Here is a 24,720-nt window from a genome sequence, read left to right on the forward strand (position 1 = left end):
TTTATATCAGAAACAGGAGGATGAAAACGATGAGCAAAAAAATGTGCAAACTTATTCTGATTCCGGCACTAACCCTCTCTATGATAACTTGTTATGGGTTCCCTCAATCATTTCAGGTCCAGAAAGCGTATGCAGCTGCACCTGCAGCGCCAGTTAACTTGTACGTAAGTGACTATTCAAACGAAGACCATTCCAAAGTGACGATCACGTTTGAAAAATCCGGTGTTGGCATTACTCACTTTAACATCTATGTTGATGGGACGAAAGTTGGAACGGTGCCGTCAAGTAGCTCAACCACCTATTCATATGCTATTGACTCATCTGTTGTAACCAATTTACATAAGATTGGGCAACATGATATCGGAGTGAGCGCTGTTAACGCTGCTGGCGAAGAATCTTCTATTGTGCATACCAGCGTACCAGGAATTTTGCTACCAGACGGTAACTATCCATATCCACCTGATGTTACGTATGTATCGCCAAGTGGTGTCCAGTATACAGGGACTGTCAGATATAATGATCCAAAATATGCTGCTGGAGAATATGTAGCAAAGAATCAAACTCATGTTGTTTACCTGCCAACTGGAGAAGAGGTAGATGTCCTTGCTCAGGTTGAAAATCTTGTTGGGAAAAGATACAACTGGGAATTTACGCTTGAAGGAGTAACAGAAGCTGGACATGCAATTGTCCTATTGCATGAGAATGACAGTCCATCACGTGTATATGTTTACAGTGTTGTTCAGGGTAAGATAACTCTTACGGTTTACGGTATCGATGATGTAACGCTTGGCCCAGATATAAGTGTAGCTTTCGACTCCAAACGAGAACACCTAGCGGTTCATCATAGATACCGATCTTCGACAGCTGAGAACATAAAATCAAAGGTCGAATTATATGATTTGACGACTTCGCAACGATTACTTTCCTGGGAACGGAAGTACGGTTTTGATGACGATATGTACTTGGTGGACCAAACATTGATTGTTGACGAAGTGCAGAGCTCAGGTCATCATGTTTGGTCAGTAGATTTAGCAACAGGTACCTATGGGGATTCCATTTGGACTGACTCAGGTATTTCCCCGATTGGAAATACTGGGTATTTCGTATTTGGTAACGCCTACTTAGCTACTGATAGTGATATTAAAGGATATCAAGTAGTCGAAACAGGAGAGGGAGCTTTTCCAGAGCAAGTTTTCGTCATTCCAACTGAATATTTTGAGCTTCATCTTCTGTCAAATGATCCTACAAAGGTACCTTTTACAGTGAGAAGGGATGGGGAAGACAGAACCAGGTTGTATAACTTGGTTGATCCAGCATTAAGTTTACCTGACCCAACAATTACACTTGACAAATCTACTCTTCAAGAAGATGTAGCGAATGATGGCTCAGTTTCGGAAAAGCTGGTCGTGAGACTTTCTGATGGTACATTTACGACCGATGTTGAAAGTGGAGTAACAGTTGATAATGTACCTGCCGGTTTAACAACTAATGTTGTGAGAGCGAGCGATGCACAATTGGAGATTACTTTTGACGGTCGTGCAACAATACATGGCGATGTCAATGATATATCCAACGTGCAGGTAACCATCGCAAAGGAAAAGGTTACTGGTGCGGCAAATGATTTGGTGGCCGCATTCGGAATCGACTTTATTGATCCGTATGCCACCATTTCATTGAACCAAGCAACGATACAGGAAGCGACAGAAAACGATGGATCAGTTAGTGAAAAACAGGTCATTACCGTAACCAATGGAAAATTTGCGTCGGATATCCTCGATGGTGTACATGTAAACAATCTACCAAATGGATTAACGGCCAACGTAGCGCGTATCAGTGATACGCAGGTGGAGCTCTCCTTCACGGGTAAGGCAACTAACCATAGAGCTGCTGATAGTGTTTCGGCTGTTCAAGTAATCGTTGACCAGTCAAAGGTTACGGGAGCAAACGAAGATCTATCTGCAACATTTGGCATCCAATTTTCTGATCCTGATCCACTAGATATGCCTACTCTTAAAACACAAGAGAGTACGGCTTACGGTGTAACGTTGGAGATCAATCAAGTGAATGGGGCCTCCACCTATAAGGTCAAGCGACAAGACAGCGAGGTCGTACAAACGCTGGAAAATCTAATCTTCCAAGATGATACCGTATTGCCAGCTCGTCAATACACATACGAATTTTGGGCAGATAATGGTTCGGAAAGTCCACATAATACTGTAACGTTATGGACCAAGCCGGTCGAACCGTCTGTACAGGTAGCAAACGTCAACGACAGCAGTGTGACACTGGCCGTAGATTTGAAAGACAATCCATCAGACATTGTAGTAGAGGTAAGGAGAGAGGGCGGAAATCCGGTTGTGAATGGAACCGAAATTTCCGAAACGAGTCTTAAACCTAACACTTCTTATACCTATGAGGTACGCCTGAAATCAGCAAACAATGAGTATACGGCATGGGTGACAAAAGAGGTTCAAACAACAGCAGATCCACTTGCTCCTACCTACGATACGGTGAAGGATGTCACAGTGGACATGGGTGATGACGGAAACATTGATATTGGAGGAATTAAAAATCCGAACGATCAGTTGCGATATAGCATTGCCGTAAAAAAATCAGGTAATGTAATTGCTACTTCTCCATTGGTCGCTGTTATCACCGAACTCGAAGATTGGCTGGAAGAGCAATTGGAGAGGAACACTAAATATGAGATTGTCTTTGGAGCACAAAAGGGAAGCGATGCTTCTACTAGGGTTGAAAAGACAATTATTTTGATTACTCCACCAGCATTTGTGACGGAGGAAAATGTGACGGTTGTAGTAACGGAAGAAACAGCAACGATTGACTTGTCACAAATCGGCAATCCAGTAGGTTCGGTGTATCAGGTGACAGTCGATTCGGAGCAGGGAACAGGTACCAATCAAGTAGAATTGAACGGCCTGGATGCTGGAACAGCCTATACAGCACAGATAAAAGTCATGCGACCGGACAGCACTTGGATGTCCATCGGATCGGTGGCGTTTAAGACACAAGGTGAGGCAGTTGTTACGCCACCAAGTTCTCAGCCGACTCCTGACGAGCGAGAACAGAAGTTTCAAGAGGAGGTACAAGCAGCTGCCGGCACATTTGATTATGTAACGGATGGGGAACCGAACAGTGGCAAGGCATATATCGAGATGAAGATTGGTTCCACCAACCTGACAGTTACGGCTACAGTGAACGGGGCGAACGGAAAGAGTGTAAATGTCTCCACTACACCTGTTCGCATTGAAGAATTAGAGGACAATGAGGAGTACACTCTTGTTGTGTCTTACTCTGACGGTGAGTTCACTGAAAGCCGGGAATACAAGATTACAACTCCAAATAGAACTCCGCCAAAAGTGGAGAAGGTTTACCTTCAGCAAGATGACTTTATTCTTGAGGTCATCTCAAAGAATGGAATAAAACACTAAAACTACTTTTTTGAAATCTCGATCAATACTACAATAGAAAGCACATCCAGGAAAAATGGAGAATCTGGGCTTCTGCAGATGAAAATATCGTGGCTGTTCGCTGCATAGCTTAGATCGAAATCCTCCATGTCAAGATCGTTCGTCCAGTAGGGCGCTCCATCTTGACATGGAGCCTCTGAGATTTTCGATCTGGTCAGCCGCAAAAACAGCCATCCCCACCCTGGATTCAGCGAAGTCCAGATTAATTCGGTATAAGGAGATGATGTGGCATGAACAAAATAAGAGGGCTGATATTCGGGATCTGCATGTCTCTATTATTAACAGCAGGGATACAATCTGCACCGACCGTAGCTGCACAAGTTGCTCAGGTAAAGGTGAAAGTCGATGGCAGCCTGGTCAATTTCCCTGATGCACAACCATACATCGACGAATCGAACAGCCGGACGATGGTGCCAGCCCGTTTTGTTTCCGAAGCACTTGGCTATCAGGTGTTTTGGAACGAGGCTACAAGGAAAGTAATCATCCACAAGATGGTTGGTGGCAAGGGCTTTATTGTCACCCTCAAGGTAGGGGAGAATAAGGCAGAGGTTGACGGGAAAGTAGTTACTTTCGACGCAAAAGCTGTCATCAAGAATGATCGGACGTTTGTTCCACTCCGTTTTGTCTCAGAATCCTTTGGGGCAGATGTAGACTGGATTGCAGATCAGCGACTTGTAGTCATCACTACGGATGATGGAGCTGGAACGGGGAATCAGCCGGGAACAGGCGATGTGGGGAGCGGTCAACCGGGTACCACTCAACCTCCAGCCAATGGAGGGGAAACTCCACAAACTCCAGATGAGGGAGAAAAAATCGGTGACGTCATCATAAAAAATCCGGACAACGAAAACTGGTTGCTTCCAGCTAGCCCTGAAACCCAACCGGCAGTGGAGGAATTCTTGGCCAGCCTGAAACTTGGCGATGGAGTTGTTACCGGGAAGATCCCGAAGATTCCTGATGGATACAAGTATGTGGTTGACTACACTGATAGGAATGGAAAATGGGGGAACCCTGATAACGATATACAATATACCAAATTGAAACCAGGAGTAACTTTCTCAATTCCACTTGAAGGAGTAGGTGGGCAAATTTCTTTTAGCTTGGCAGATAATACCGGCGCTGTTAAAAATGGTGTTTTTGTACAAGTACCATCAATGACAGCAGAATGGAGTGCAGAGCGGTAATGACTAGAAAGACAATAATGTTAGTATCAATGGTTTTTCTCCTCTTGCTGAGTGTGGTAGCTAATGCTGCCACACTCTATCCTTATGGTGAAGGTAGTTTCGGAAAGGATAACATTTTGTTTCGAGGGAATTTAGAGAAATCGGGTCTTGAAGGAGTTGACGAGAGGTATTCAATCAAACACCGCCACGATCTACGGTTCTATAATGTCAACACAGGAGAATACATGCCCGAAGGGAACAAGTATCTCCAAACTGTACAATATGACATTCAGCCAAATGTTAACGAACCAGACGATAAATTTAGCCGAAGAAGCGGATACCATGTTATACCTCTTGATGAAGAACTGATCAAAGACTTGGCGACCAAAGCAAACGGTAGTGCTGAATATGTTTGGGGTAGGATCAACAGCCTATACGCACAAGCTGAGTCCAGTCCCAATATGTGGGTTTCGTTAAATCCCAATGATCCAAACTCTCCTAACAAGCTGTACTCATATAAAGTTAACAACCAGCCTTATCTCAACATCGGGGCTGTTTTTTATTTGTCGGGTGGAGGCGATCCACAAATGGTCGAGAATGAAAATGGAGACGGTATCAACTCACCGTTGTTCCATGCAACAGCTCAATCAACCAACTGGCCGGTGATTCACGAATTCAAGCAGAATCCAGATCGCAGTATCAAGATCAAAGCGACTGCCTACTCCTATTATGATACGGAGATCATTGGGCGAATAACGGTGAACGATGATCCAAACCTGTCAAAGGAGTATTTCAGACGAAACAGCCCTGTAAATAACCACTCTGTTACCTATGAAGCGAACATCCCGTTATCGGATATTGTTGGTCTTTCGGGTGGGGAGGATAAGCTGACATTGAAAGTTAGTGATCCATTTGGCCGTTCGGTCGAACAAACAATTACACTAAACCAAACAAGAACGTGTAACACTGTCCTGATTTACCCCTATCGGGCTTTTCCCGTTGTAGGTATTTCGTTTGTTGAAGGTCTTGAAGGAATTGGGGGCATCGTGAAATGGTCGATAGAATATAGCCCAGATCGATGCGTAGCTGCGGAGTGGATGACCATGAATCCTGAGAACTATAGTCCCGGAAAAGCAACAAAGTTTGGGGATGAATACTTTTATACCCTTGCAAAGTGGGAGTTTAAACTCCTAAAAACGAAAGATGGATTGGTTTTGAAAAACGAATCAACAGAAAGCAGACCGCTGGTTTTCTATCTGGTTGACGGGAACACGGATCAGCGGGTAAAAACCATTTCCGTTGATAAGGGGCAATCGGTCGATGTTACCTTGCCTGTAAAAGATTTTTCAGGTCGGTATCACCTGGCACTTCCTGCACCAACGGAGTTGGCAGGTGACTGGGATCATCCAGACCTGACGTTAGATGGTTCTCCTGCGACAAGAGCATATCCGGAAGTTCTGCAAGCACCAATGCAAGAATTGCTTCAGTTTAATGAGTAGACCTTAGCAGACGTCTACTTTTTCATTTCATGAAGAAAGGAGGAATCATTGTTGAGAGGGAAGACCTCGCCGCTGCTTGCGATTGTCATCCTACTTTCGGCGGTGTTTATGAGTGCAGGATCGTTAACAGTCAACGCCTCACAACCTCCTGTCATCCTGTTCGTGTCGATAGACGGGTATACAACGAATACGGTATATGTTCCGGCAGGTGAGATTTCGTACACCATTCTTGGCCAAAGTTATTCAGAAGATGAAAAGGCGAATGTAGAGTTCTCCATCACAAATCTGGACACGAATCAAGTAACGGAGGTGTATACACAGTGGTTATCCAACACTCCGAACTCCGGTACCTTTACTTTGGATGAGGGAGTCTATGAGGCTACCGTAACCGCAACAGATGAAGATGGACAAACGTCAACTCCTTACACGGTTCGGATCATTGTAGGGGTCAAGCAGGATTTCCGTGTAGTGGAGGTAAATCCGAATCCGATCCTACTTGAACCAGGAAGTCGGAAGGCTTCCGTACAGGTAACCTTTCAAAACAGGTTGCCGGAGGAGCATTCTTCCGAAGTCGGTTGGCGATGGGAAGATGAGGATGTATGGTATGATGTGCAAGTTATTGATTTCCCCGGTATGTATGTCGATGGGGGAAGACAAACGGTCACATTTGAGATCCCCATCCAATCAGAAGAATTACGCACGCTAGCGTTTGCCATTGATCCAAACCAAAACACAGCTGAATTGAACGAGGATGACAACGAGATACGGGTACCAATTGAGTACAACACCCCGGACTTACGCATTAGCAGGATTGACGTAACCACCACGTCAGACAGCTTAGTGGAGCTTCTTTTAACGATTGTGGAAGAGAGAAATGTACCGGAAGGAGAGGAACTTCACACGCATATCCGGTATGGATACGGTTCGTACTCATACGGAAGAGTCCCAATCTCGGTCATCGCGGGAGGAAAAGAGACCGTCAGGATCCAGTTGCCTCGCTTTCCGGGGGAAGAAGTGATGTTTGTCGCCTCCATCAATAAGCCGATGGAGGTGGTGGAAGCAAAGCCCTACCAAGAAAATAATGTTACACCATCACATCTTTACTTAGGCAATAACCTGGATCTGGCGGCGATCAGTATCGAATCACCACCAGCATACGAGGAAGAAGAAGTAACGACCGTTGTGAAGGTCGCCAATGTGATGGGTACGATGGACAGAGAGGTGGATGTTGTGCTCCGTCTGAATGGAGAAGAAATCGGACGGGAACCGGTTCATATCTTACCCGATCAGGGAAAGTATGTTTCCTTTACATGGGAGGCTCCACAAACGGGAGAAGGAAAGCCGGTCACACAGCAGCTGGAAGCAGAGATTAATCCAGAACCGCGAGAGCTGGAGGAAGTGACGTACAACAACAATGTCGTGAAAGCGACTCAAGTCATTCTTCCGGAGTTTGAAGGAAAGACTTGCCCGCGAATTGCAAACAGGACATCGGCTGTTTCCGGTTACTATGAATACTATTGCAATTGCGGTCCGACGGGGTGTTCAATCTGTGTTGGGAAGTACCATGAGTCCATAACGGTGACACCCATTGGACCGACACCAACACCCGTCAAAGCTGGAATGGGATTTGAATATCAATATGTTGTTCGTTATCACAATGATAACCCGAATAACGGGGACGAACATGGTTTTCAAGAAGTTGAAGCTGGATTTGACGAGGATCAGGATCTGCCGACTGTGGGGCTTGTTCCTACTCTACCAACGCCCCAGGCATTCGAGACCTGGTCAATGCCAAGGGCCAAAATTCAGCGTGGCCAGGGAGATCTCGAAATGATCGAATATATCCCGACCTTGCAACAGCTCCAACTCAATGAAAGTGAGCATGTTGACGGCGGCAACCAGTACTACACAAGTTTTTATCAAAAGGATGGTATGTACCCTTTCAGCGTGACAGGAAGAAGAGCAGGCGTGCGTGAGATTACCTACACCGACATTAATGGCATTACAAGTATCCAACGGTCAACGTCACCTCGTCTGACGGTTTGCACACCAGGAATGTATGAGATCGAGGGGAGTCCACATGATGACTACATTTTTAGGCGTGTGGATCCGAACAATCCTTATCCATTTGATACGGAACCAGGATGGGATTGGAAGGGTAAGAGGCATGTTTTTGACGAAATCGCTCCCTTCTGGAACAGTTACGGGAAAGAGAATCCATTCTTGGACACGTATTCACTGAATATAACTGAATCGAGCTGGTATTGATGATGGCTTAGGAGGGAGGAAGTATTGCCTGGGATCGCCAAGTTTATCGCCTTTTTTCTCTTCTTAACGGTTTTTGTAGCTTACTTTGTAGATATCGCCGTCATTTCCTTTTCAAAGGAGGATTTGCGCAGCTCAGCTGTGTCGGCAGCGAAGAATGCAGTGATTAGGCATATGGATTGGGCAGCACTTCGAGTGGGGCAGCCTCCATACCTTTTAACAGAGGGAATTGACGAAACGATTGAAAACGTCATCGAGACCAGCACAAACTTTCGTGGCGTTGAACTGGAAGTTGAGTATCATGCCCGATCGACGCCAGCGGTGTTGTCCTTGATTGTGGAGGGTTCCTATCCAAGTTCGTTCTTGGAGCTAAGCGATTACGATCAGGGGGAGCGTGCTCTTATCCCCGTTCGTGTTACAGAGATAATCGAATCGAAATACACAACAGAAAATAACTAAGGAAAGGGGGGAAGGCGCAAAAACAAGCGCCTTTTTCACATGAGAAAAGCAGGTAGAATCATCATTAGCTTTTTGCTAGCCTTGGCTGTTGGCGGCGCGACCTATTTTGGCTTCGAGGCATACGCGAAAGTCCAAGGGGAGACGGTTCACGTCTTAGTAGTGCGAGAAGAGATACCTCCACGTACGATGATCACCCCTACGATGTTTGATGAAGGGAAAATTGTTTTGAAGGAACTACCGGCGCGGGCAGTCCCGCCGAACGTGTTCCGTTCACCGAAGGAAGTGATTGGTAAGTACACGGTTACCAACTACGGATTGCCAAAGAACAGCTTCCTATTCCAGGAAAAAGTCTTACCGGCAGAGGAGATGAAGGATGGAGCAGCCATGTTAATTGATAAGGGAAAGCGTATGATCTCCATCTCTGTCAACCTTCGTTCTTCCCTAGCCGCTCAAATTCTTCCTGGCGCATACATTGATCTTTGGCTTGTGGCCGAAAGCCAGGATGATGAACCGATTGTGGGACCGTTCCTTGAAAAGGCTAAGGTGATCGGGACGTACGCAACGAGTTCACAAAAGTCCAGATCGACAACGGATGTGGTGGTCAAAGAAGAGAATAGACCCATTACGATTGGGGCCAACACGGTGCCACAAACGCTGCTGCTGGCCGTGACGAACGATGAAGCAGCTTACATTCAGGTAGCGGAGCAGTTGGGACAAATCAATATCACAGGCATTGGATACGAAGAGACCGTTGAAGGCGGAAGTGCGGTCACGAAAGATGCCATCTGGTCCGTTGAACGGATTCAAGAGTGGATGAAAGCCCAAATGGGTCAAACGGCAAAAGGGGTGGAATAATGATTATTAATGCTAGTAGAATCGAGCAAATCACTTCACTGGCACGGAAGCATGGGTTTGCGTGTGAGGAAAAATATGAATTGGGGAATGTCAGGGATCCGGTGATCTTATCGGACCATGAACTGTCGGATCCGACAGGGGAGATTGCTAATACACTCGTCAGTACGGGGGTTCAGGTACTTTATGTAGCCTATGAGCCCCCTGTTCATTTATCTCCATCGGTTATGATCCTGTCCGGAGAGAAAGTGACGTGGATGGAAATTGAAAATTGGATTCAACAAGCGCAAGGATCCACCCAAAAAACCAGAGCGGTAACGTTAGAGGTCAAACGCACAATCGCATTTTACGGGATCATACCTGGTGTGGGAGCTGGAAGTGTTGCTCGCGGACTGGCCTTCTACTCGGCCATGCGGGGAGTCAAGACCTTGTACATTGACTTGGATTATCGGTTCCCCAAGTCGCCCTACATCATCGGCTATAAGCATGCACAGAACACACTGGAAAACCTGCTGCAAACACTACTGAACAAAGAAACTCCAGTGATGGAATCGTACTTTTTGCATAAGTCAAACCAGGTGAACCTGACAAAGCAGCAAGCTGCACATATAGAAGCCCTACCGGACGAGCTTTACGTTCTATCTCCATCTCCCGATCTGGGGATGGAGTATTTTCCGGGGGTGGGTACTGACATGGAAGAGGCAACACACTTGATCAAAACGATCCTTGAAGGGGCAAAGCCGTATTTTCAAAACATCATCGTATCCATGGGAAGTGATCCAGATGACATGGTCAATTTGGCAGCTCTTCGTGCTTGCGATCAGCGGATCTTCGTTATTGACACAAGTCCATGCGCGTTGCGGTTGTATCAGCAGCGGATGCCTCTTCTCCATAATAGCGGCGTGCAAATGGAGAATACGGAGATCCTGGTCAACAAGGTGCCAGATGAGGTAACGTTGCCATCCCTTGAGGAGTTTTTGCGGCATTCACTGCCGCTGTCTATCGATTACGATCCAAATATGGTGAAGGAGCTGAACAACCTTAACTCACTGGGGGGATCCTCCTTTCGCAAAGGGATTGAGAAAGTGGCCGTTCCTTTACTAGGGTTGAAACCGGCTGAAAAAGGTAAGGACTCGATTTTGACTCGGTGGTTTTCAAAGAATGAAAGGCAGGGTAAATCGGCAGTTGTCGGTACATATGCCGTTCCAGGAGGAGTACAATGAAGCAGTTCATTGCACGGAATCGGGTGGATCTGCAACAAATCCAGAGTCAGCGGGTAGTTCCCGAAACGACAACCGGTCAAGAATTGAGTGCGGACGGTACCAAATATGAACATGTGAAAAACGAAATTCGTTCCTTTCTGATCGAATCACACCCCACGCTTTTAAAGGAAGGCGTGTTTAATAAAAAGCGAAAAGCAGAAATCGAGCGGGTCGTTCGGACGTACATTCAGGTTCAACGGATTATTGTCAAAGGGATGATGATAGACGAGCTGGTAGAACGGATATGGAAGGACCTGTTTTCACTCGGTCCACTTGATGGGGTGCTGGAAGATCACTCCATTACGGAAATCATGATCAACGGGTTCGATGAACCATGGGTGAAGCAAGACGGACAAAACAAACCGGCTGACCATCTGATCAAGTTCGATCATGTGAAGCACTATGAGACGATGATCCAGACGAAGATCCTCAACTCATGTGGTAAGCAGGTGTCGGAAAAAGATCCAATTGTGGATGCCAGGGTTGGCGATTGCCGGGTTAGCATCGTTTGGCAGCCGACATCCCAAATGAAGGGACCGATATTAACCATCCGTAAGTTTCCTCCTATCGTTCTTACGCCGGAAGAGTTTCTGGACAAGGGAACAGCAAGTGAGGAAATGTTTGACTTTATCCGCTTAATCGTAGAGGGGGGCTGTACCATTTGTATGGGTGGTCCAACCGGGTCCGGAAAAACCACCACCTTTAAGCTGATGGCCAAATTCATCAAGAAAGGGCAACGCACTATCGTAATTGAGGATACTGCAGAGATGCGGTTACACAAACTGTATCCGTATGCAGAAAGATATCACTTTGTATCAGAGGAATGCCGGATTTTTGGAGATGACAAAACGGATATCACGATCCAAAAACTGATTGTCGCCAGTCTCCGACAAACGCCTTATCGGATCATTATTGGAGAGATCCGAAAGTCTAATGACCTGCTCAGTGCGATTGAAGCGTCGTTCACGGGGCATCCTGTCTGGTTCACGATGCACGGGGACTCGGCGGAAGATTTAGCGGAACGAATGGCCATGCTACTGGGCTTTCAGATGACGAAAACGGACGCCTACGCTCTCTTATCCAAATCTATGAATATCATTATCATGCAGAAACATTTTGAGACAGAAAACAAAAGACGAATCTTTGAAATTGCTGAGGTTGTGGGGACAGATGAGAAAGGCAAACTTGTCATTCGGAAGATCTTTGAGTACGACTGGGATCTCAAGACGTTTCTTCGTCTCCATCCGATCTCTGAGCGGCTCATCCAAAAATTTCGTCATGCCGAGATCCCCAGGGAACGATACGAACGGTATCTCAGTGTGTGAGGAGTGGGGGATGAAGATTGAGTGAAATCATTTTGGCCTTGTGTATGGCAACCTTGGTTTATCTTTTTCTGCTGCATGTCGTATTCAAAAAAAGAGAAAGGATCAAGTGGATAGAGGTTCAAAAACCGAAGACCACACCACGGCTGAAATTCCTGGAGGATGCAGAGAAAAAAGGGGTCTCCCTTTCCTTTCGAACCTATGTCGTGTGGTGGTCCGCAGCTGTAGGGAGTGGGGTTACCCTCTCCCTGCTATTTTCTAATCCTCTTTTGTTAGCTTTGATGGTAGGCGTAAACTTTTTCGCGCTCAAGATATACGTCTATCAGAAAGAGAGAATGATACGGGAGAAGGCGAAGGATCAACTAGGTCCCGCGCTGCAAAACCTTGGGTCCGCCTACCGAATGCAGCGCAATTGGAAACGTGCACTGGAAACGGTTATTCCAGTATTGCAGGAGCCACTAAAAAGTGAATTTCAAAGGGCATATCAGCTCCATAACACCGGTGTAGCAATTGGAGAAGTGTTTCAACGGATGATGGCCAATCTGAAAGTGCCTGAAATGCAGTTGTTTGTCACCATGGCGGAAATCAGTGAAGAGATTGGAGAAGATGCAGCCGAAGGGGTTTTGGTTGCCGGAGCATATTTTCAAACCCGCAGGATTGCGATGGCGGATCTGGCAAATGCCATGATGAACGCAGTGAAGGAAAATCGATACCTCATGTATGCGTTTATCGGGGTGGTTTTCTTCTTCCGGTTTCTGAAGCCTGACTTATTCTCCGTATACACAGATAACATACTCGGCAAATTTTTTCTGGCCTTGTATATGACCATCGCACTGGTGGTACCCATTGTTAGCTTTTTCATAATGCGAAAGGAAATTTGATGGAGAGGAAAGGTGGAAATGATGTTAATATTGGCAGTAGGAGGGGGCCTGACAGCCTTTCTCCTCTTTTTATTGGTTTCCTTTTCGCTCCAACCAAAGGAAAGATATAAAGCCGGTTTGTTTTTACAGGAAGTAAAACCTCAGAAGACCTGGCATCATGCCTTTCGGTTTCTTCCGCAATTTAGTAACCGATACATGCGAACGTTCCAGAGCAAGATTCAAGAGGAATTACAAAACGCCAAAGACTCCCGTACAGTGGAACAAATCGTGATTGAGCAGTTTGTTTACTCGGTTGGTATATTGTTCATCTTTTGTGTTGTGTATCTCATCCATCCGTCCTGGATGTTAATTGGGCTAGGAATCGGACTGAGTATTTATTTCTTTCAGGAGCCGCGGCGTGAATTAATAAAGAAGTTTAAAAAGCTTCAGGAAGAGATCCGGAAGGAAACGCCAAACTTTGTCATTACGGTTCGACTGCTCATCAAAGGGCAAAAAACAGTCGTGGATGCTTTGAAGTTGGCATGTGATTATGCAAAAAACCCTGCTCTTCTCCCTTATGCGAAAGCACTGAGAGAGGATCTGGATTATCTCAATCCAACTGATGCGCTTTATAAATTTGTTTGGGGAACACAAGTACCGGAGTTGATTGAGTTTGGTTCCTCGTTGGCCCAGTACATGACGATAGGAGCCGGTGAAGAAGGGGAAAAAATCTTGGTGCAAATGGAGCAAACGTTCCGGGAGCTGGACAAGAAGTTGTTAGAGCGCGAAAAGGAAGTGCGGCCAGCTAAAGTGAAGGGAATGAATTTCGTGATCATGATCAATGGTGTGCTTTTTATCGGGACACTGCTGATACTGTACCTCATGTCTGCGCTACAGAAAGGGGTGACATTTGGATGATTGATCATGAGATCAGAAGGATGAGAGATCCCCCAACCATTTGGGGGGTTCTTTATTGGGACAGCAAACAAATTCAAAAAGGAGAGATGAAAGAATGGGAAAAGCAATCAACTGGATTGCCGTAAAGTCTGTGCTGAAAGGTGAAAGAGGTGGACCACTGATTGAAAACAAGCTGCTTCTTGTGGTGTCCGTCATCGCGATTTTTGGTATTACCGCTATTGTGTATCCTTTCATCCAGGAGTACACACAGAATCGATTGGAGACAATCGAAGAAAAAAGCACGATTGACACGTCAGTAGAGTGGTAAGGCAGTTGTTCAGGCCGGGCCGAGTTTGCCCGGCCATTGATATGGAAAGGAGGGGGAGTTTGAAATCGTTATGTAATCAGTCGGGATCTATGTTGATGCAGTATCAGGCGGTGCTAGTGATTGGCGTTGTGTTGATTTTCGGTATTGCCATGTACTTGTTTCCATGGTTACAAACCTACTTTGATGATTATACAAACGACGTGGCACAACATGGGAAAAATAACTCCTTCCGGAGTGTGACATACCAATGAACAGATGGAAGAGAATACGGTGTTCGTTGAGAAATCAGAAGGGGTTTACAGCCATTCAATACCTTCTGGTTTTTTTCTTCGTCTTCGCCTTTGTCATGTTGCTGCCAGATTTAATGCTTTGGGGTGGAACATGGTACAGTGCACAAGTGGTGATCAATGACACCTCTCAGTTCATGGGAGAGCACGGAGGAGGAACCAGTGAAACCATATCCTATTTGCAAGAACGATTTGAGAAGGCGGGTTTAGATCCGGCTGAATGGGATCTAACGATCACGCAAGGACCTATTCTAAAAGGGGGACAAGGAGTCGTGGCCGTTAGCTCAACGTATCAGTTCTTCTCGTTAAATTTCATCGGGTTACATGTGGAAATGCCGATAGGCGCTTCATCAACCTTTACGTCACAACTTTGGGTGAGGTGAGTCAATCAATGGCCTGGTATGCATTGGTCGTCACGATTATAGCTGCATGGATCGATTACAAAAAGCTCATCATCCCTCACATCCTTACCATACCGTCTATCATAGTAGCCCTTATCGTTGCGTTTCTACATGGGAACGGAATGGCTGCAGTAATAAGTGGCGCCATCATGTTTGCATCCTTACTGCTACTGTTGTTTCTAACTGGTGGTGGGATCGGGGGTGGGGATGTCTACCTCCTCACCTTCTTAGCCATGGTAGTTGGTTTTCCAACAAGTCATTTGCTGGTTCTACTTGCCCTGTTGGTTGCGTTTGCCTGGAGTTTGATCTTACGAAAACGGAATGGATGTATCCCACTTGCTCCACCTATTTTTGTTGGCTATGCCATCTTGATGATGACAAATATGTAACCGAGTAGTGAGGTGATTGTTATGAGAAGAAAACGGGAGAAGAATTTTCAGCAGATCCATGTAGAGGACGAGCTCGTATCTTTTATTCTAGAAAAGCAACAGAAACCTTTCCGGGCTATGCTGCGGGTAAACGTTAACAGTGGAGCCATTGAAGTTGACAGGCGAAAAGAGACCTACTGGTCACTAAGGAAAGAAGCATGACAGTACCGGTTCGAAAGATTTCAACCTATCGTCAATCTGGCGAGTAGGCAAGCCATCATGGAGGAATGGTTATGCCGACCCGTATCCCTATCGCTTTCGGAGTTCTTCTGCACGAAGGATCCGGGAGAACTGTGGGAACGTGAGGCATTGTGTATTAAAGAAACTTTACAAATGAAGTCTTCCGTTCCACGAACCAACAATTTGACATTATCTTCTGTGCCCTATTTCCTGCAAACATCGTGGTCATGGATAGGAGGAGTTGAGATTGTCGAGTGGGGGTTAAGTAATCTGGAATCGTTTGGTCGATATGCGGTAGCAATACGCCAAAAAGGTTTAGAGATCTGGGTTGATGATCTCAGTCCTGCTGACTGGAACAAATGGAAATGTTATGGCGTCGACGGGTACAAGGTCCACATTAAGACAGCTAAACAATTTCCGCGTTTCTTTAACGAAGTGAAGCGTAAGGGGAAACCAATCGTTCTGGAACACATTGAGTCAAAGGATATTGAGGAGGAGGCAAAGCAAATTGGAGGAAATATGGGACAGGGGTTCCTGTATCTTCCGTTTGAGATGAGCTCGAAGTATTGAACGAGCGTAGACAACTGGTCTTCGCGCAATAGATACAGCAGGTGTGTATCTATAGTGGGGGGGAGCGATTTTTTCCTGCCCAGAAACTATTTAAAAGAAAGGGGATGCGTATTGGTTGATGAGAAAATAAAGGGGGGATCTAAACATCGGAGCTTCCTATGTTACTGAACCGATCATCGTGCTGATTGGTTTTCTTTCGCTTTGTTCCATTTTGAGCTTGATGGCATCTAGGCGGTTCCATCAACAGAAAATGATAGAACGGCTCCGCTCATATGGATTGTCGGACATTGATCGAATGGATGGTTACCAATTTGAACAGTACGTAGCTCTGTTGCTAAAAGCACTAGGATACCAAGTCAGTGTTACCCCAAAGAGCAAGGATTACGGTGCTGATCTCTTGTTAATCAAGGGAGAGAAGAAAATCGTTGTTCAAGTCAAACGTCATCGCAAATCTGTAGGGATCGGTGCAGTCCAAGAAGTCGCAGCATCCATGAGATACTACAAAGCAACAGAAGCCTGGGTTATTACAAACGATGATTTTACAGTATCAGCTCGTCAATTGGCAAGCTCTAATGATGTACGTCTAATAGATCGAAAGGGTTTAACAGAACTGATCCTTTCGGTACACCCGGATCTGGTTCCGATTCCGAGAAATGTTCTACGAGACATACCTGCAAAAGAGATTATCTGTGAGCGTTGTGGAGCCAAAATGGTTCAACGTAAGAGCGCATCAGGGTTATTTTACGGTTGTTCTCGCTTTCCAAAATGCCGCTACACTCTATCACGAAAAGCATGAAAAGAAAGGGGGAAAAATAAATGAAGCATGAACAGTATGCAGATAAGTTACTGCAGATAGCGGAAATCCAACAAAAACTTCAAAGCTACTACCTTTTGCCACTAGCTATGATGCATGAACTACAAGAAGCAGGGAAGGAAACGCTTAACAGGGTGGATCAGCTAAGAACAATGGCTGCCCAGCCGAGCGAGATTAAAGGATTACGTAGGGATTTGCGTCAACTTCAGAAAGAAATAAAAGACTATGAACGAAGTCAGAACGTGACAGGTAAGATTAGGATCATACGTGAGAAACTATCTCTTTCCGAAAAACTTCAGAAAGAGCTTACTCGTTATGAAAAGCTTCAAAAACAACGTGAGCAAATTCCATCAAAAGGTATGCAAGGGCTTCTCACAAGTCTTTTTCGTCGCAAGCAAGTTGAACAACTTCATAACCAACTGATCAATAGCGAGAGAGAAATACATCGGTTAAGATTGGCCGCACCGCGTCCCAGGCAAGTAAAAGCCTTAAAGAAATCGCTTAGTAAACATTTCACTGAAAAGTCTGAGCGAGATATTAAGCGTGACATCCGCGAAATGAAAAAAGAAATAAACATTTTTCGCCAGGCAGATCTAGAACGCGCTTTAATTCGGTTCTATCAAGAAAAAGCCTCTGTAAAGGGATTGGATCGTCTGAAGTTGATATTCAAACACGCAATAGAGCGTCTAAGTGGAAGGGCGTTAGAACAACGTTTGCAAAAAGCCGATGACATCCAAGCAAATCATAACATAAAGGGGGAATTAAGAGAATTTTCGTTCTGGAGAACGATCTTGCATCCGGAAGGAGTGTACCTTAAACAAGCGGAATATCTTCAAAAAAGGCTATCCTTGTATGAAAAGCAGGTCCCTTCAGAAAGAGTAGCTTACCGCTTAGGAGAAGAGATAGCAGATTGGCAAAAGGAGCTGATCAAAAAACAGCAATTGCAGAGAGAACGAGAGTGGTCTACCCTTCGAGAGACAAGTGATCGAGCTAAAACTGAACGGGAATCAGTTAAAATAACAAAGTCTTGGGTACAGTCCAACGCAGCTGATCGGACGCAACAGACACAGAAAGTTGATTCAATCAAAGAAAGATTGCTTCGGTTGGATCCCGACGATATTACCAAGTTACGAGAAGCAAAGATCGAATTCCGGATGGTAGAAGAAAAAGACAAGGGGTATGCTGTGCTGGAGCAGAAAGGATTGATTGAAGATCGAGAGTACAAAGGGATCCAAGTAGCCTTTGCACGTGAGCAGATCCCTACCATTGAAAAAGTTTTGGGTCGATCCCTTCAAATCGATCCCGAAGCAGGAACGGTAAAATATGCGGATTTTGTTAAAGAGCCCGGGAAAAATCTTTTAATACCGTTCGTTACGCAGGGACAAATTGAAGAGCTCAAACGATCTAATATCCGATTTGCAGCTTTCCGGAAAAATGAGAATGTCTACAACGTTTATGTGAAAACGGCTGCGGTACATCATGTACAAAAAGTAGTGCAATTGAATCCATTGAGCTCCAAGAGGAGACAGCAAGCGGAGGAGACAAATAAATCCGGATCTTTAGCACACGATCATCAATTCAACAGGAGGTTAACACATAAGCAGGTGCTAGATCGGTAACACATTAGGAGACGCATCAAAATGAATGCGTCTCTTTCGTTGTTCTGACTGTGCGAAATGGTTACTAATGAGAAAGGAAAGAAGGGTATGAACACCATATCGGTTTACCAGGTTAAATTGCAAAAGGTTGGCGATGTATCATTTGAATGGAGACCCATTCATGCACCCAAGGATGCAGTATCTATATTTCAGACATACTTGGAGCACTACTGCCACACGGATCGTGAGAACTTTATAGCGATGTACTTGAATGTAAAAAATGAGGTGGTGGGTTTGTCCACTGTCCACATTGGATCGTTGAACGCTAGTCTTGTTAATCCTCGTGAAGTGTATACCGATGCAGTGCTCCATAAGGCTGCGTCTGTCATACTGTGTCACAATCATCCGAGCGGGAATCCCTCACCGAGTAGAGAAGACATTGAGGTCACAAAAACCCTTCGACAAGCTGGAGAAATCTTGGATATTGCTGTCTTAGATCACATCATTATCGGTCAAGACCGTTTCATTTCGTTTAAGGAACAGGGCTACATGAATAATACGCAAGCGATGGGTGGATTCGTATGGGAAAATCGAGTAGTAAAAGAGACAGTCCGGTTTAGAAACACAGAGGGTATGGAAAGGTAATGAAGGGAGAGGAAGATATGAATCGAATGAGCTTTTATCGGCCAACGTTCGTGAAGATTACCCAGTTTTCATCATCGAACAAGCGGATTAAGGATTCGGTTGAGGCCGTTTATCTATTCCGAACTTTCGCGGAGATCTTCCATAGGGGAAAGCAGGAAATATTGCTGGTTATGAGCTTGGATGAAGATAACCGATTACTGGGCATGGAAGTCATCCCGGTAAAAGAGAGTCAACCACTTCGTGCTTCGGAGGTCTTTGCCGGTTCCATACTTCGCAAAGCTAACGCGATTAAGATTGGTCGGTTTACTACGTCTGATCTAATGCCAAGTCCGTCTGATGAATGGATGGCGATAAGATTGACAAAAGCAGGCGACTTTCTTGGTATCGCTGTAAAAGATTTTATCATTATTACCGACAAACAATATTTTTCACTGATGGATGATGGTAGTAAGGAGAGTCAATTACCCACCACGTAGCTTCTAATAGACGCTTGATGTGGGCTTTAGAAAGTATAGGGTGCTCTTTTTGGAAGAAGGGAGAGCGCCCTTGTTTCGTCCTCGCGTAACGGATATGCCTTGCTTGTGTATCCATTACGGGGAGACGAAATGGTCCACCCGCAGATCAGAGTTTGTGGAGGTGAAATTTACAGAGAATAAAGAGCAACCTTTTTAGTAGCTAAAGGCAGTATTTGAAGAGGAGGGAGTATACCGTTAATGAGACGTGTTCAAGGAGGATTTGACTTAGGGAATAACGCGTTGAAAATGGTTTTAGAAGGGAAAAGAGCGAAGATCCCTAATGTGGTGAGGGAAGTTCCAATTCCGACGGAAAGAAAACGAATCAGCAATAATGAAAAAATGGAAAACACATTTGATGTTATTCTGCGCTGCCCTCATGTTCCTGAACTTCACGGGAAGCGTTTTTTTGTTGGTAAGCTCGCCATCGGGAACGGAGAGCATGAGATTGATCCGCAAACCAAAAAAGCAAGGAATCCTTTGGTTCTAGTTCCGTTTTTGACAGCATTGGCAGCACATGCCGAGTCGGAACAAGATGAGATTCAGGTAAGTGGATATGCGGGTTTACCGATGGATGAGTATCTGATTGCAGATCTAAAGGAAGAATACCGACAACGGTTGAACGGCAGATTTCAAGTGGAATTCGTCTCTACAGCAGGGCGAGAGGGATGGAAAGTGCAGCTGCACCTCAACATTGAGGTCAAGCCGGAAGGAATGGCTGTTACTCTCCGGCAGATTCAAAAAAACATGGGAAGATGGAATCTCCAGACGATGGGGGCAATTGATATCGGGGCGTTTTCAACGGACATCTCGGTTTTAGACCGAGAATTCGAACCGATCCCGGAGTTATGTCAAGGTTTGCAGATTGGTACCGCGAGTGCTTTGGAGAGCATTCGAGAGAGAATCAATAAAGAATACCGAGTGAATTTCACCAGGCATATGATCGATGAGATCGTCACGAAAGATAACGGAAAGATGCAACTTGGTATCAGAGAGATTGACATCTCAGATGTCATCGAAGAACATTTCCGACCCTATTCCAGACAAATTGCTCAGGCAATAACGGAGATCCTGGAGCATCCCAAAGGAGTCTCGACTGCTCGCTTTTTTATCTTCGGAGGTGGTGCTATTGCCTATAAGCCCTACTTGATAGAGCTGCAGGAGAGGACGTACAGCGAGTTCGTATGGTTGGATCACGATCCGGACGAGGTGATCTTTGAAAATGCCATCTCCTTTTATTTGTTGGCCATTATGTGAGTGTGATGGTTTATGAACTATCGTGTGTCGTTGCGGTTACGTAGTTCGGATGAGCAACTGGCAGCCTGGTTAGATGAACATGAGAATAAAAATGAGGCGATCTTGGATGCTTTGAATCAGTATCTTTTTGGGGAAAATCATCAACCTGTGTATGATCAGGGACCACTAGTTACACGGCCTGTTTGGGCAACGGAACTACAGCAGATGATCCAGCAACTGCAGGATGTTGTTGCACAACTGGAGAGAAAAGTAGATGCCAAGACAGAACAAGTAGTTACAAGTTCAATCGGTTTGCGAGGTCCCAATCAACAACCTGTCGCTAATGGGCAAGGCACGGAAGAACAAGAACCTCTTTTTCGTGATTTGGCCAAAGGTATTTTGAATTTCTAATCATCTGCTAACCGATACTTACTGTCCTGCCGAGAAGCCAGGAATGGCGCGGGATTGAGCATGTCATACAAATGTCCGACACAATGTCGGACAAGTGTCATACGTTAATGGCTGGAAATTGAAGAATAGGCGTCAGCCGATTTTCCCTGTCCTGCCGAGAAGCCAGGAATGGCGCGGGATTGAGCATGTCATACAAATGTCCGACACAATGTCGGACAAGTGTCATACGTTAATGGCTGGAAATTGAAGAATAGGCGTCAGCCGATTTTCCCTGTCCTGCCGAGAAGCCAGGAATGGCGCGGGATTGAGCATGTCATACAAATGTCCGACACAATGTCGGACAAGTGTCATACGTTAATGGCTGGAAATTGAAGAATAGGCGTCAGCCGATTTTCCCTGTCCCGCCGAGAAGCCAGGAATGGCGCGGGATTGAGCATGTCATACAAATGTCCGACACAATGTCGGACAAGTGTCATACGTTAATGGCTGGAAACAGGAGGAGGTGCAAATCGTGCAAAGTAAATCAAAAACTCTGGTTCGAGTCGTGAAACGAGAGAACAACTTTGTACAAATCGACAAAACCCCGATAAATGACAAGCGGTTGAGCTGGAAGGCTAAAGGGTTGCTGGTGTATCTGCTGAGTAAACCGGATGACTGGACCATCATGATCGATGACCTGGTCAAACATGCCAAAGACGGTCGCGATTCTGTCCGTACCGGTCTAACAGAACTCGAACAGAACGGCTACCTGTTGCGATACCAACGGCGTAAGGATAAAGGGGAGTTCGGATCCATGGAGTACCATGTATTCGAGTTACCGCAGACGGAAATTCCGTTTACGGTAAGGTTGGAAGGGGATGACAGTCCGGTAAACGGAAATACCGTAAACGGAAAATCCCTAAACGGAAATACCGTAAACGGAAAATCCAACCCTACTAATAATAATAAAACTAATAATTATTTAACTAATAATGAATTTGATGAGGATTTAGAAATAAAAGCAGGGCTCTCCCCTACCCAGTTGCAACAAAATAAGCGAATCGTAGAAGAATTTAGCCACTATGCGGAAAGTCGAGGATTGCACATTGATTACGTGAGAGACATATTACAACTGCTACATAGGGTAGACTTTGCTCTCACATATAACACCTTGGGGGAAGCTTTGGTCAAAACCCTTGATTGTATCTCTAAGTCGAAGGTTGTCCATGTCCCTAACTTCTTCATGTCTGTTCTGCAGAACGAGGTGAGGAAAGGTTCGTCCAAATCCGTTTCGTAAAAAAACTGAAGGAGAGGGGAGATGAGGAGACTATGTATGCTGCAGAAGGTCAAACAAAGCTGGTCAAGAAGGTGGGTCCGCCAGGGAGAATCCACCCAAACAGAGGGCCTCCCTATGTAGATTTAGAAGGCAGGATAAGGGGGCTCCGCCCCGTCATCCACAGATTGCAGACAAAGCCTGCAACAATACATTTTTAAACATCCGTAAGGTGGCGGAGGAAAGATCAGATGTTGTATCTTTCATCCGTTTTTGCATAAAAACGCTTGATGCAACTAGGGTTTTGACCTCCGTCTACACATCATTGGGGAAAGGAGAGGGAACGTGCCGCGTTACAAGAAAAAGCCAGAACTTCGTTTTGTGGTGACGGAAGACATTTACGAGATCTTGAAGAAAATAGCAGATCGGAGAGGGGAGACGATGGCCGAGGTCGCAAGAAAAATTATTGTTCGCTCAGTCTCCGAAGAGGCAGCTAAAGACGGGATGGATTACGTAGCGGCTACCTTGCGAGATTGTCTTCGGGATTCACTCAAACCCCTAGAAGACAGATTGGCAAAAATCAACGCGAAGGTTGCTGTCACCTCCGGAACGTCGATGTACATGTCCATGCAGGTCATCGAGGAGGCCGGTTATGATTCACAGGATATCTACACCAAGGCACGAAAGAAAGCTGTCGCTCTATTGCAGGAACGTGAAGGTGACACGTTGTGAGCCGGGTTGCAAGCCCACTCGTCGTGAAGATTGGCTTTTATACGTCCACTAAGGCGAATACAGCCAAAAACAAAGCACACGTCAATTACATTGCGACCAGGCCGGGAGCTGTAAAAGAAGTAGAGCCCCTTTACGAAGATTTCATCGATCCGGGGACAGCTGTTGGCCACATTAAATACGCCCAGGAGCGTCCGGGGAGTCACGGATTATTTGGACCTACGGAGGAAACGCATCTGGATGACATCAAAAAGGAGTTAGGAAAACATCAAGGTGTTGTTTGGAGGCTCATCGTTAGCCTACGTGAGGAAGATGCCAAACGTTTGGATATGACGACCCGCCGACAGTGGGAACAAAAATTACGTGCCGCTCTTCCAGATGTTGCAGACAAAATGGGCATACCACTTTCAAACCTTCGGTGGTGTGCCGCGTTTCATAAAGAACCTGGTCATCCGCATGTACACGTCATGCTGTGGGAAAAGGAACCGAAGAGAACAAGAGGGAAACTTTCACATGCAGAACGAAAGGACGTCCGTCGCACATTGGCTAAAGAAATCTATGCGGAAGAGAGATTGCACCTCAGCCGAGAAAAAACAGCGGAACGAGACCTTGTCCGCGAGATGGTCAAAGAAGACGTGGACAAGATATTGTCATTACGGCAAGATCTACAACAACACCGAGAGGATGTGGTCCTGGAGCTCAAGATGACGGGACAGGGAGGCAAGGAGATTGCGCCTGGTGCCCCCACTGCACTCGCCCGTGAATTGCAATTGAGACTTGATGCGCTAGCGCAGCAGATGCCGACGAGAGGACGGATCGTGTTCAAGTTTATGCCGGAAGAGGTCAAGCAGAAAGTAATGGATATGGCCGATTGGGTTTTACAACAACCTGGAGTAAAGCAGCATGTTCGGAACTATTTACAGGCTCATGAGGGACTAGCACGAATCCATGTACTACATCCAGATAAACGCAAAGAAGCGCAGAAAAGTGCTTATGAGGATCTCCAAAAACGGGTAAGTCAGGTCTTGCTAAAAGCGGCAGCGGATATCGATCGGGGTAGGAATCAAGAGCAGGAAGAGAGCTTGCAGGTGGTCCATGACCCGGTACATACGATATCAGCTTCGGTATCCGTTTCCCAATTTGTGTTCGGCAGCATCTTTCGTACCATCCAACGGGAGAGGGATAAAGCCGAAGCGAAAGCAGCATGGAAACAGCGAAAGAACGGAAGAAAGAGAAAAAGGAGCAAGGAAAGGGGGATATGA

23 protein-coding genes are annotated in these 24,720 nt (G+C 45.6%); all 23 read left to right on the plus strand.

From position 1 onward, the window contains the following. The first annotated feature begins 29 nt into the window (after nucleotides 1-29). The 23 genes from LOK74_RS01955 to mobP3 all read left to right on the plus strand — a co-directional run bounded on the left by LOK74_RS01955 (nucleotide 30) and on the right by mobP3 (nucleotide 24,720). Nucleotides 30-3,449 carry a hypothetical protein gene (locus LOK74_RS01955; RefSeq protein ID WP_230044954.1) on the plus strand — a complete coding sequence of 1,140 codons (3,420 nt, stop codon included), beginning with the start codon at nucleotides 30-32 and terminating at the stop codon, nucleotides 3,447-3,449. A gap of 269 nt (nucleotides 3,450-3,718) precedes the next feature. After that, nucleotides 3,719-4,672: a copper amine oxidase N-terminal domain-containing protein gene (locus LOK74_RS01960; protein WP_230044955.1), complete on the plus strand. Its 954-nt coding sequence runs from the start codon at nucleotides 3,719-3,721 to the stop codon at nucleotides 4,670-4,672. Beyond that, nucleotides 4,672-6,150 (plus strand): hypothetical protein, encoded by a 1,479-nt coding sequence (locus LOK74_RS01965; protein WP_230044956.1) that lies wholly within the window; start codon nucleotides 4,672-4,674, stop codon nucleotides 6,148-6,150. The genes LOK74_RS01960 and LOK74_RS01965 overlap by 1 nt, the downstream gene beginning before the upstream one ends. A 468-nt stretch (nucleotides 6,151-6,618) precedes the next feature. After that, a complete protein-coding gene (locus LOK74_RS01970; RefSeq protein ID WP_230044957.1) occupies nucleotides 6,619-8,418 on the plus strand; it encodes a hypothetical protein in 1,800 nt (599 codons plus the stop codon). Between the two features lie 24 nt (nucleotides 8,419-8,442). Further along, nucleotides 8,443-8,874, plus strand: a complete 432-nt coding sequence (locus tag LOK74_RS01975) for a hypothetical protein (RefSeq protein WP_230044958.1) — start codon at nucleotides 8,443-8,445, stop codon at nucleotides 8,872-8,874. Nucleotides 8,875-8,913: 39 nt separating this feature from the next. After that, the gene (gene cpaB / locus LOK74_RS01980) at nucleotides 8,914-9,729 is read left to right on the plus strand and encodes a Flp pilus assembly protein CpaB (protein ID WP_230044959.1); all 816 of its coding nucleotides are present in this window, start codon (nucleotides 8,914-8,916) and stop codon (nucleotides 9,727-9,729) included. After that, on the plus strand, nucleotides 9,729-10,949 hold the full coding sequence (locus tag LOK74_RS01985) for a CpaE/TadZ family protein (RefSeq protein ID WP_230044960.1): 1,221 nt from the start codon (nucleotides 9,729-9,731) through the stop codon (nucleotides 10,947-10,949). Before cpaB ends, LOK74_RS01985 begins: the two co-directional genes overlap by 1 nt. Continuing rightward, nucleotides 10,946-12,313: an ATPase, T2SS/T4P/T4SS family gene (locus LOK74_RS01990; protein ID WP_230044961.1), complete on the plus strand. Its 1,368-nt coding sequence runs from the start codon at nucleotides 10,946-10,948 to the stop codon at nucleotides 12,311-12,313. Before LOK74_RS01985 ends, LOK74_RS01990 begins: the two co-directional genes overlap by 4 nt. A 17-nt stretch (nucleotides 12,314-12,330) precedes the next feature. After that, nucleotides 12,331-13,191: a type II secretion system F family protein gene (locus tag LOK74_RS01995; protein ID WP_230044962.1), complete on the plus strand. Its 861-nt coding sequence runs from the start codon at nucleotides 12,331-12,333 to the stop codon at nucleotides 13,189-13,191. A gap of 195 nt (nucleotides 13,192-13,386) precedes the next feature. Further along, complete coding sequence (locus LOK74_RS02000; protein WP_230044963.1) at nucleotides 13,387-14,088, plus strand: hypothetical protein; 702 nt, start codon at nucleotides 13,387-13,389, stop codon at nucleotides 14,086-14,088. A 94-nt stretch (nucleotides 14,089-14,182) separates the two neighbouring features. Further along, nucleotides 14,183-14,395 carry a hypothetical protein gene (locus LOK74_RS02005; RefSeq protein ID WP_230044964.1) on the plus strand — a complete coding sequence of 71 codons (213 nt, stop codon included), beginning with the start codon at nucleotides 14,183-14,185 and terminating at the stop codon, nucleotides 14,393-14,395. 277 nt (nucleotides 14,396-14,672) lie between these two features. Then, entirely contained in the window at nucleotides 14,673-15,065 is a 393-nt protein-coding gene (locus LOK74_RS02010) for a hypothetical protein (protein WP_230044965.1), read from the plus strand. A gap of 8 nt (nucleotides 15,066-15,073) precedes the next feature. Then, nucleotides 15,074-15,472, plus strand: a complete 399-nt coding sequence (locus LOK74_RS02015) for a prepilin peptidase (RefSeq protein ID WP_230044966.1) — start codon at nucleotides 15,074-15,076, stop codon at nucleotides 15,470-15,472. Nucleotides 15,473-15,730: 258 nt separating this feature from the next. After that, entirely contained in the window at nucleotides 15,731-16,261 is a 531-nt protein-coding gene (locus tag LOK74_RS02020) for a hypothetical protein (protein ID WP_230044967.1), read from the plus strand. A 295-nt stretch (nucleotides 16,262-16,556) separates the two neighbouring features. Beyond that, complete coding sequence (locus LOK74_RS02025; RefSeq protein ID WP_230044968.1) at nucleotides 16,557-17,057, plus strand: restriction endonuclease; 501 nt, start codon at nucleotides 16,557-16,559, stop codon at nucleotides 17,055-17,057. A 20-nt stretch (nucleotides 17,058-17,077) separates the two neighbouring features. Beyond that, entirely contained in the window at nucleotides 17,078-18,694 is a 1,617-nt protein-coding gene (locus LOK74_RS02030; RefSeq protein WP_230044969.1) for a hypothetical protein, read from the plus strand. 87 nt (nucleotides 18,695-18,781) lie between these two features. After that, nucleotides 18,782-19,318: a JAB domain-containing protein gene (locus LOK74_RS02035; protein WP_230044970.1), complete on the plus strand. Its 537-nt coding sequence runs from the start codon at nucleotides 18,782-18,784 to the stop codon at nucleotides 19,316-19,318. Nucleotides 19,319-19,335: 17 nt separating this feature from the next. Then, nucleotides 19,336-19,794, plus strand: a complete 459-nt coding sequence (locus tag LOK74_RS02040) for a JAB domain-containing protein (RefSeq protein WP_230044971.1) — start codon at nucleotides 19,336-19,338, stop codon at nucleotides 19,792-19,794. Nucleotides 19,795-20,031: 237 nt separating this feature from the next. Next, the gene (locus LOK74_RS02045; RefSeq protein WP_230044972.1) at nucleotides 20,032-21,087 is read left to right on the plus strand and encodes a ParM/StbA family protein; all 1,056 of its coding nucleotides are present in this window, start codon (nucleotides 20,032-20,034) and stop codon (nucleotides 21,085-21,087) included. Nucleotides 21,088-21,099: 12 nt separating this feature from the next. Continuing rightward, complete coding sequence (locus LOK74_RS02050; protein ID WP_230044973.1) at nucleotides 21,100-21,477, plus strand: hypothetical protein; 378 nt, start codon at nucleotides 21,100-21,102, stop codon at nucleotides 21,475-21,477. Between the two features lie 511 nt (nucleotides 21,478-21,988). Further along, nucleotides 21,989-22,753, plus strand: a complete 765-nt coding sequence (locus LOK74_RS02055) for a helix-turn-helix domain-containing protein (protein ID WP_230044974.1) — start codon at nucleotides 21,989-21,991, stop codon at nucleotides 22,751-22,753. Between the two features lie 321 nt (nucleotides 22,754-23,074). Further along, entirely contained in the window at nucleotides 23,075-23,461 is a 387-nt protein-coding gene (locus LOK74_RS02060; RefSeq protein ID WP_230044975.1) for a hypothetical protein, read from the plus strand. Beyond that, entirely contained in the window at nucleotides 23,458-24,720 is a 1,263-nt protein-coding gene (gene mobP3, locus LOK74_RS02065; RefSeq protein ID WP_230044976.1) for a MobP3 family relaxase, read from the plus strand. Before LOK74_RS02060 ends, mobP3 begins: the two co-directional genes overlap by 4 nt.

Origin of the sequence: Brevibacillus humidisoli (assembly GCF_020923435.1) — a bacterium.
In the GTDB taxonomy this organism is placed as follows: Bacteria; Bacillota; Bacilli; order Brevibacillales; family Brevibacillaceae; genus Brevibacillus_E; species Brevibacillus_E humidisoli.

Bases quoted from the DNA above. Each gene is read 5' to 3' on its own strand.
- LOK74_RS01955 (WP_230044954.1), top strand. From the start codon at position 30: ATGAGCAAAAAAATGTGCAAACTTATTCTGATTCCGGCACTAACCCTC.
- LOK74_RS01960 (WP_230044955.1), top strand. From the start codon at position 3,719: ATGAACAAAATAAGAGGGCTGATATTCGGGATCTGCATGTCTCTATTA.
- LOK74_RS01965 (WP_230044956.1), top strand. From the start codon at position 4,672: ATGACTAGAAAGACAATAATGTTAGTATCAATGGTTTTTCTCCTCTTG.
- cpaB (WP_230044959.1), top strand. From the start codon at position 8,914: ATGAGAAAAGCAGGTAGAATCATCATTAGCTTTTTGCTAGCCTTGGCT.
- LOK74_RS01985 (WP_230044960.1), top strand. From the start codon at position 9,729: ATGATTATTAATGCTAGTAGAATCGAGCAAATCACTTCACTGGCACGG.
- LOK74_RS01990 (WP_230044961.1), top strand. From the start codon at position 10,946: ATGAAGCAGTTCATTGCACGGAATCGGGTGGATCTGCAACAAATCCAG.
- LOK74_RS02000 (WP_230044963.1), top strand. From the start codon at position 13,387: ATGCGAACGTTCCAGAGCAAGATTCAAGAGGAATTACAAAACGCCAAA.
- LOK74_RS02005 (WP_230044964.1), top strand. From the start codon at position 14,183: ATGGGAAAAGCAATCAACTGGATTGCCGTAAAGTCTGTGCTGAAAGGT.
- LOK74_RS02015 (WP_230044966.1), top strand. From the start codon at position 15,074: ATGGCCTGGTATGCATTGGTCGTCACGATTATAGCTGCATGGATCGAT.
- LOK74_RS02020 (WP_230044967.1), top strand. From the start codon at position 15,731: ATGGAGGAATGGTTATGCCGACCCGTATCCCTATCGCTTTCGGAGTTC.
- LOK74_RS02025 (WP_230044968.1), top strand. From the start codon at position 16,557: ATGGATGGTTACCAATTTGAACAGTACGTAGCTCTGTTGCTAAAAGCA.
- LOK74_RS02030 (WP_230044969.1), top strand. From the start codon at position 17,078: ATGAAGCATGAACAGTATGCAGATAAGTTACTGCAGATAGCGGAAATC.
- LOK74_RS02035 (WP_230044970.1), top strand. From the start codon at position 18,782: ATGAACACCATATCGGTTTACCAGGTTAAATTGCAAAAGGTTGGCGAT.
- LOK74_RS02040 (WP_230044971.1), top strand. From the start codon at position 19,336: ATGAATCGAATGAGCTTTTATCGGCCAACGTTCGTGAAGATTACCCAG.
- LOK74_RS02045 (WP_230044972.1), top strand. From the start codon at position 20,032: ATGAGACGTGTTCAAGGAGGATTTGACTTAGGGAATAACGCGTTGAAA.
- LOK74_RS02050 (WP_230044973.1), top strand. From the start codon at position 21,100: ATGAACTATCGTGTGTCGTTGCGGTTACGTAGTTCGGATGAGCAACTG.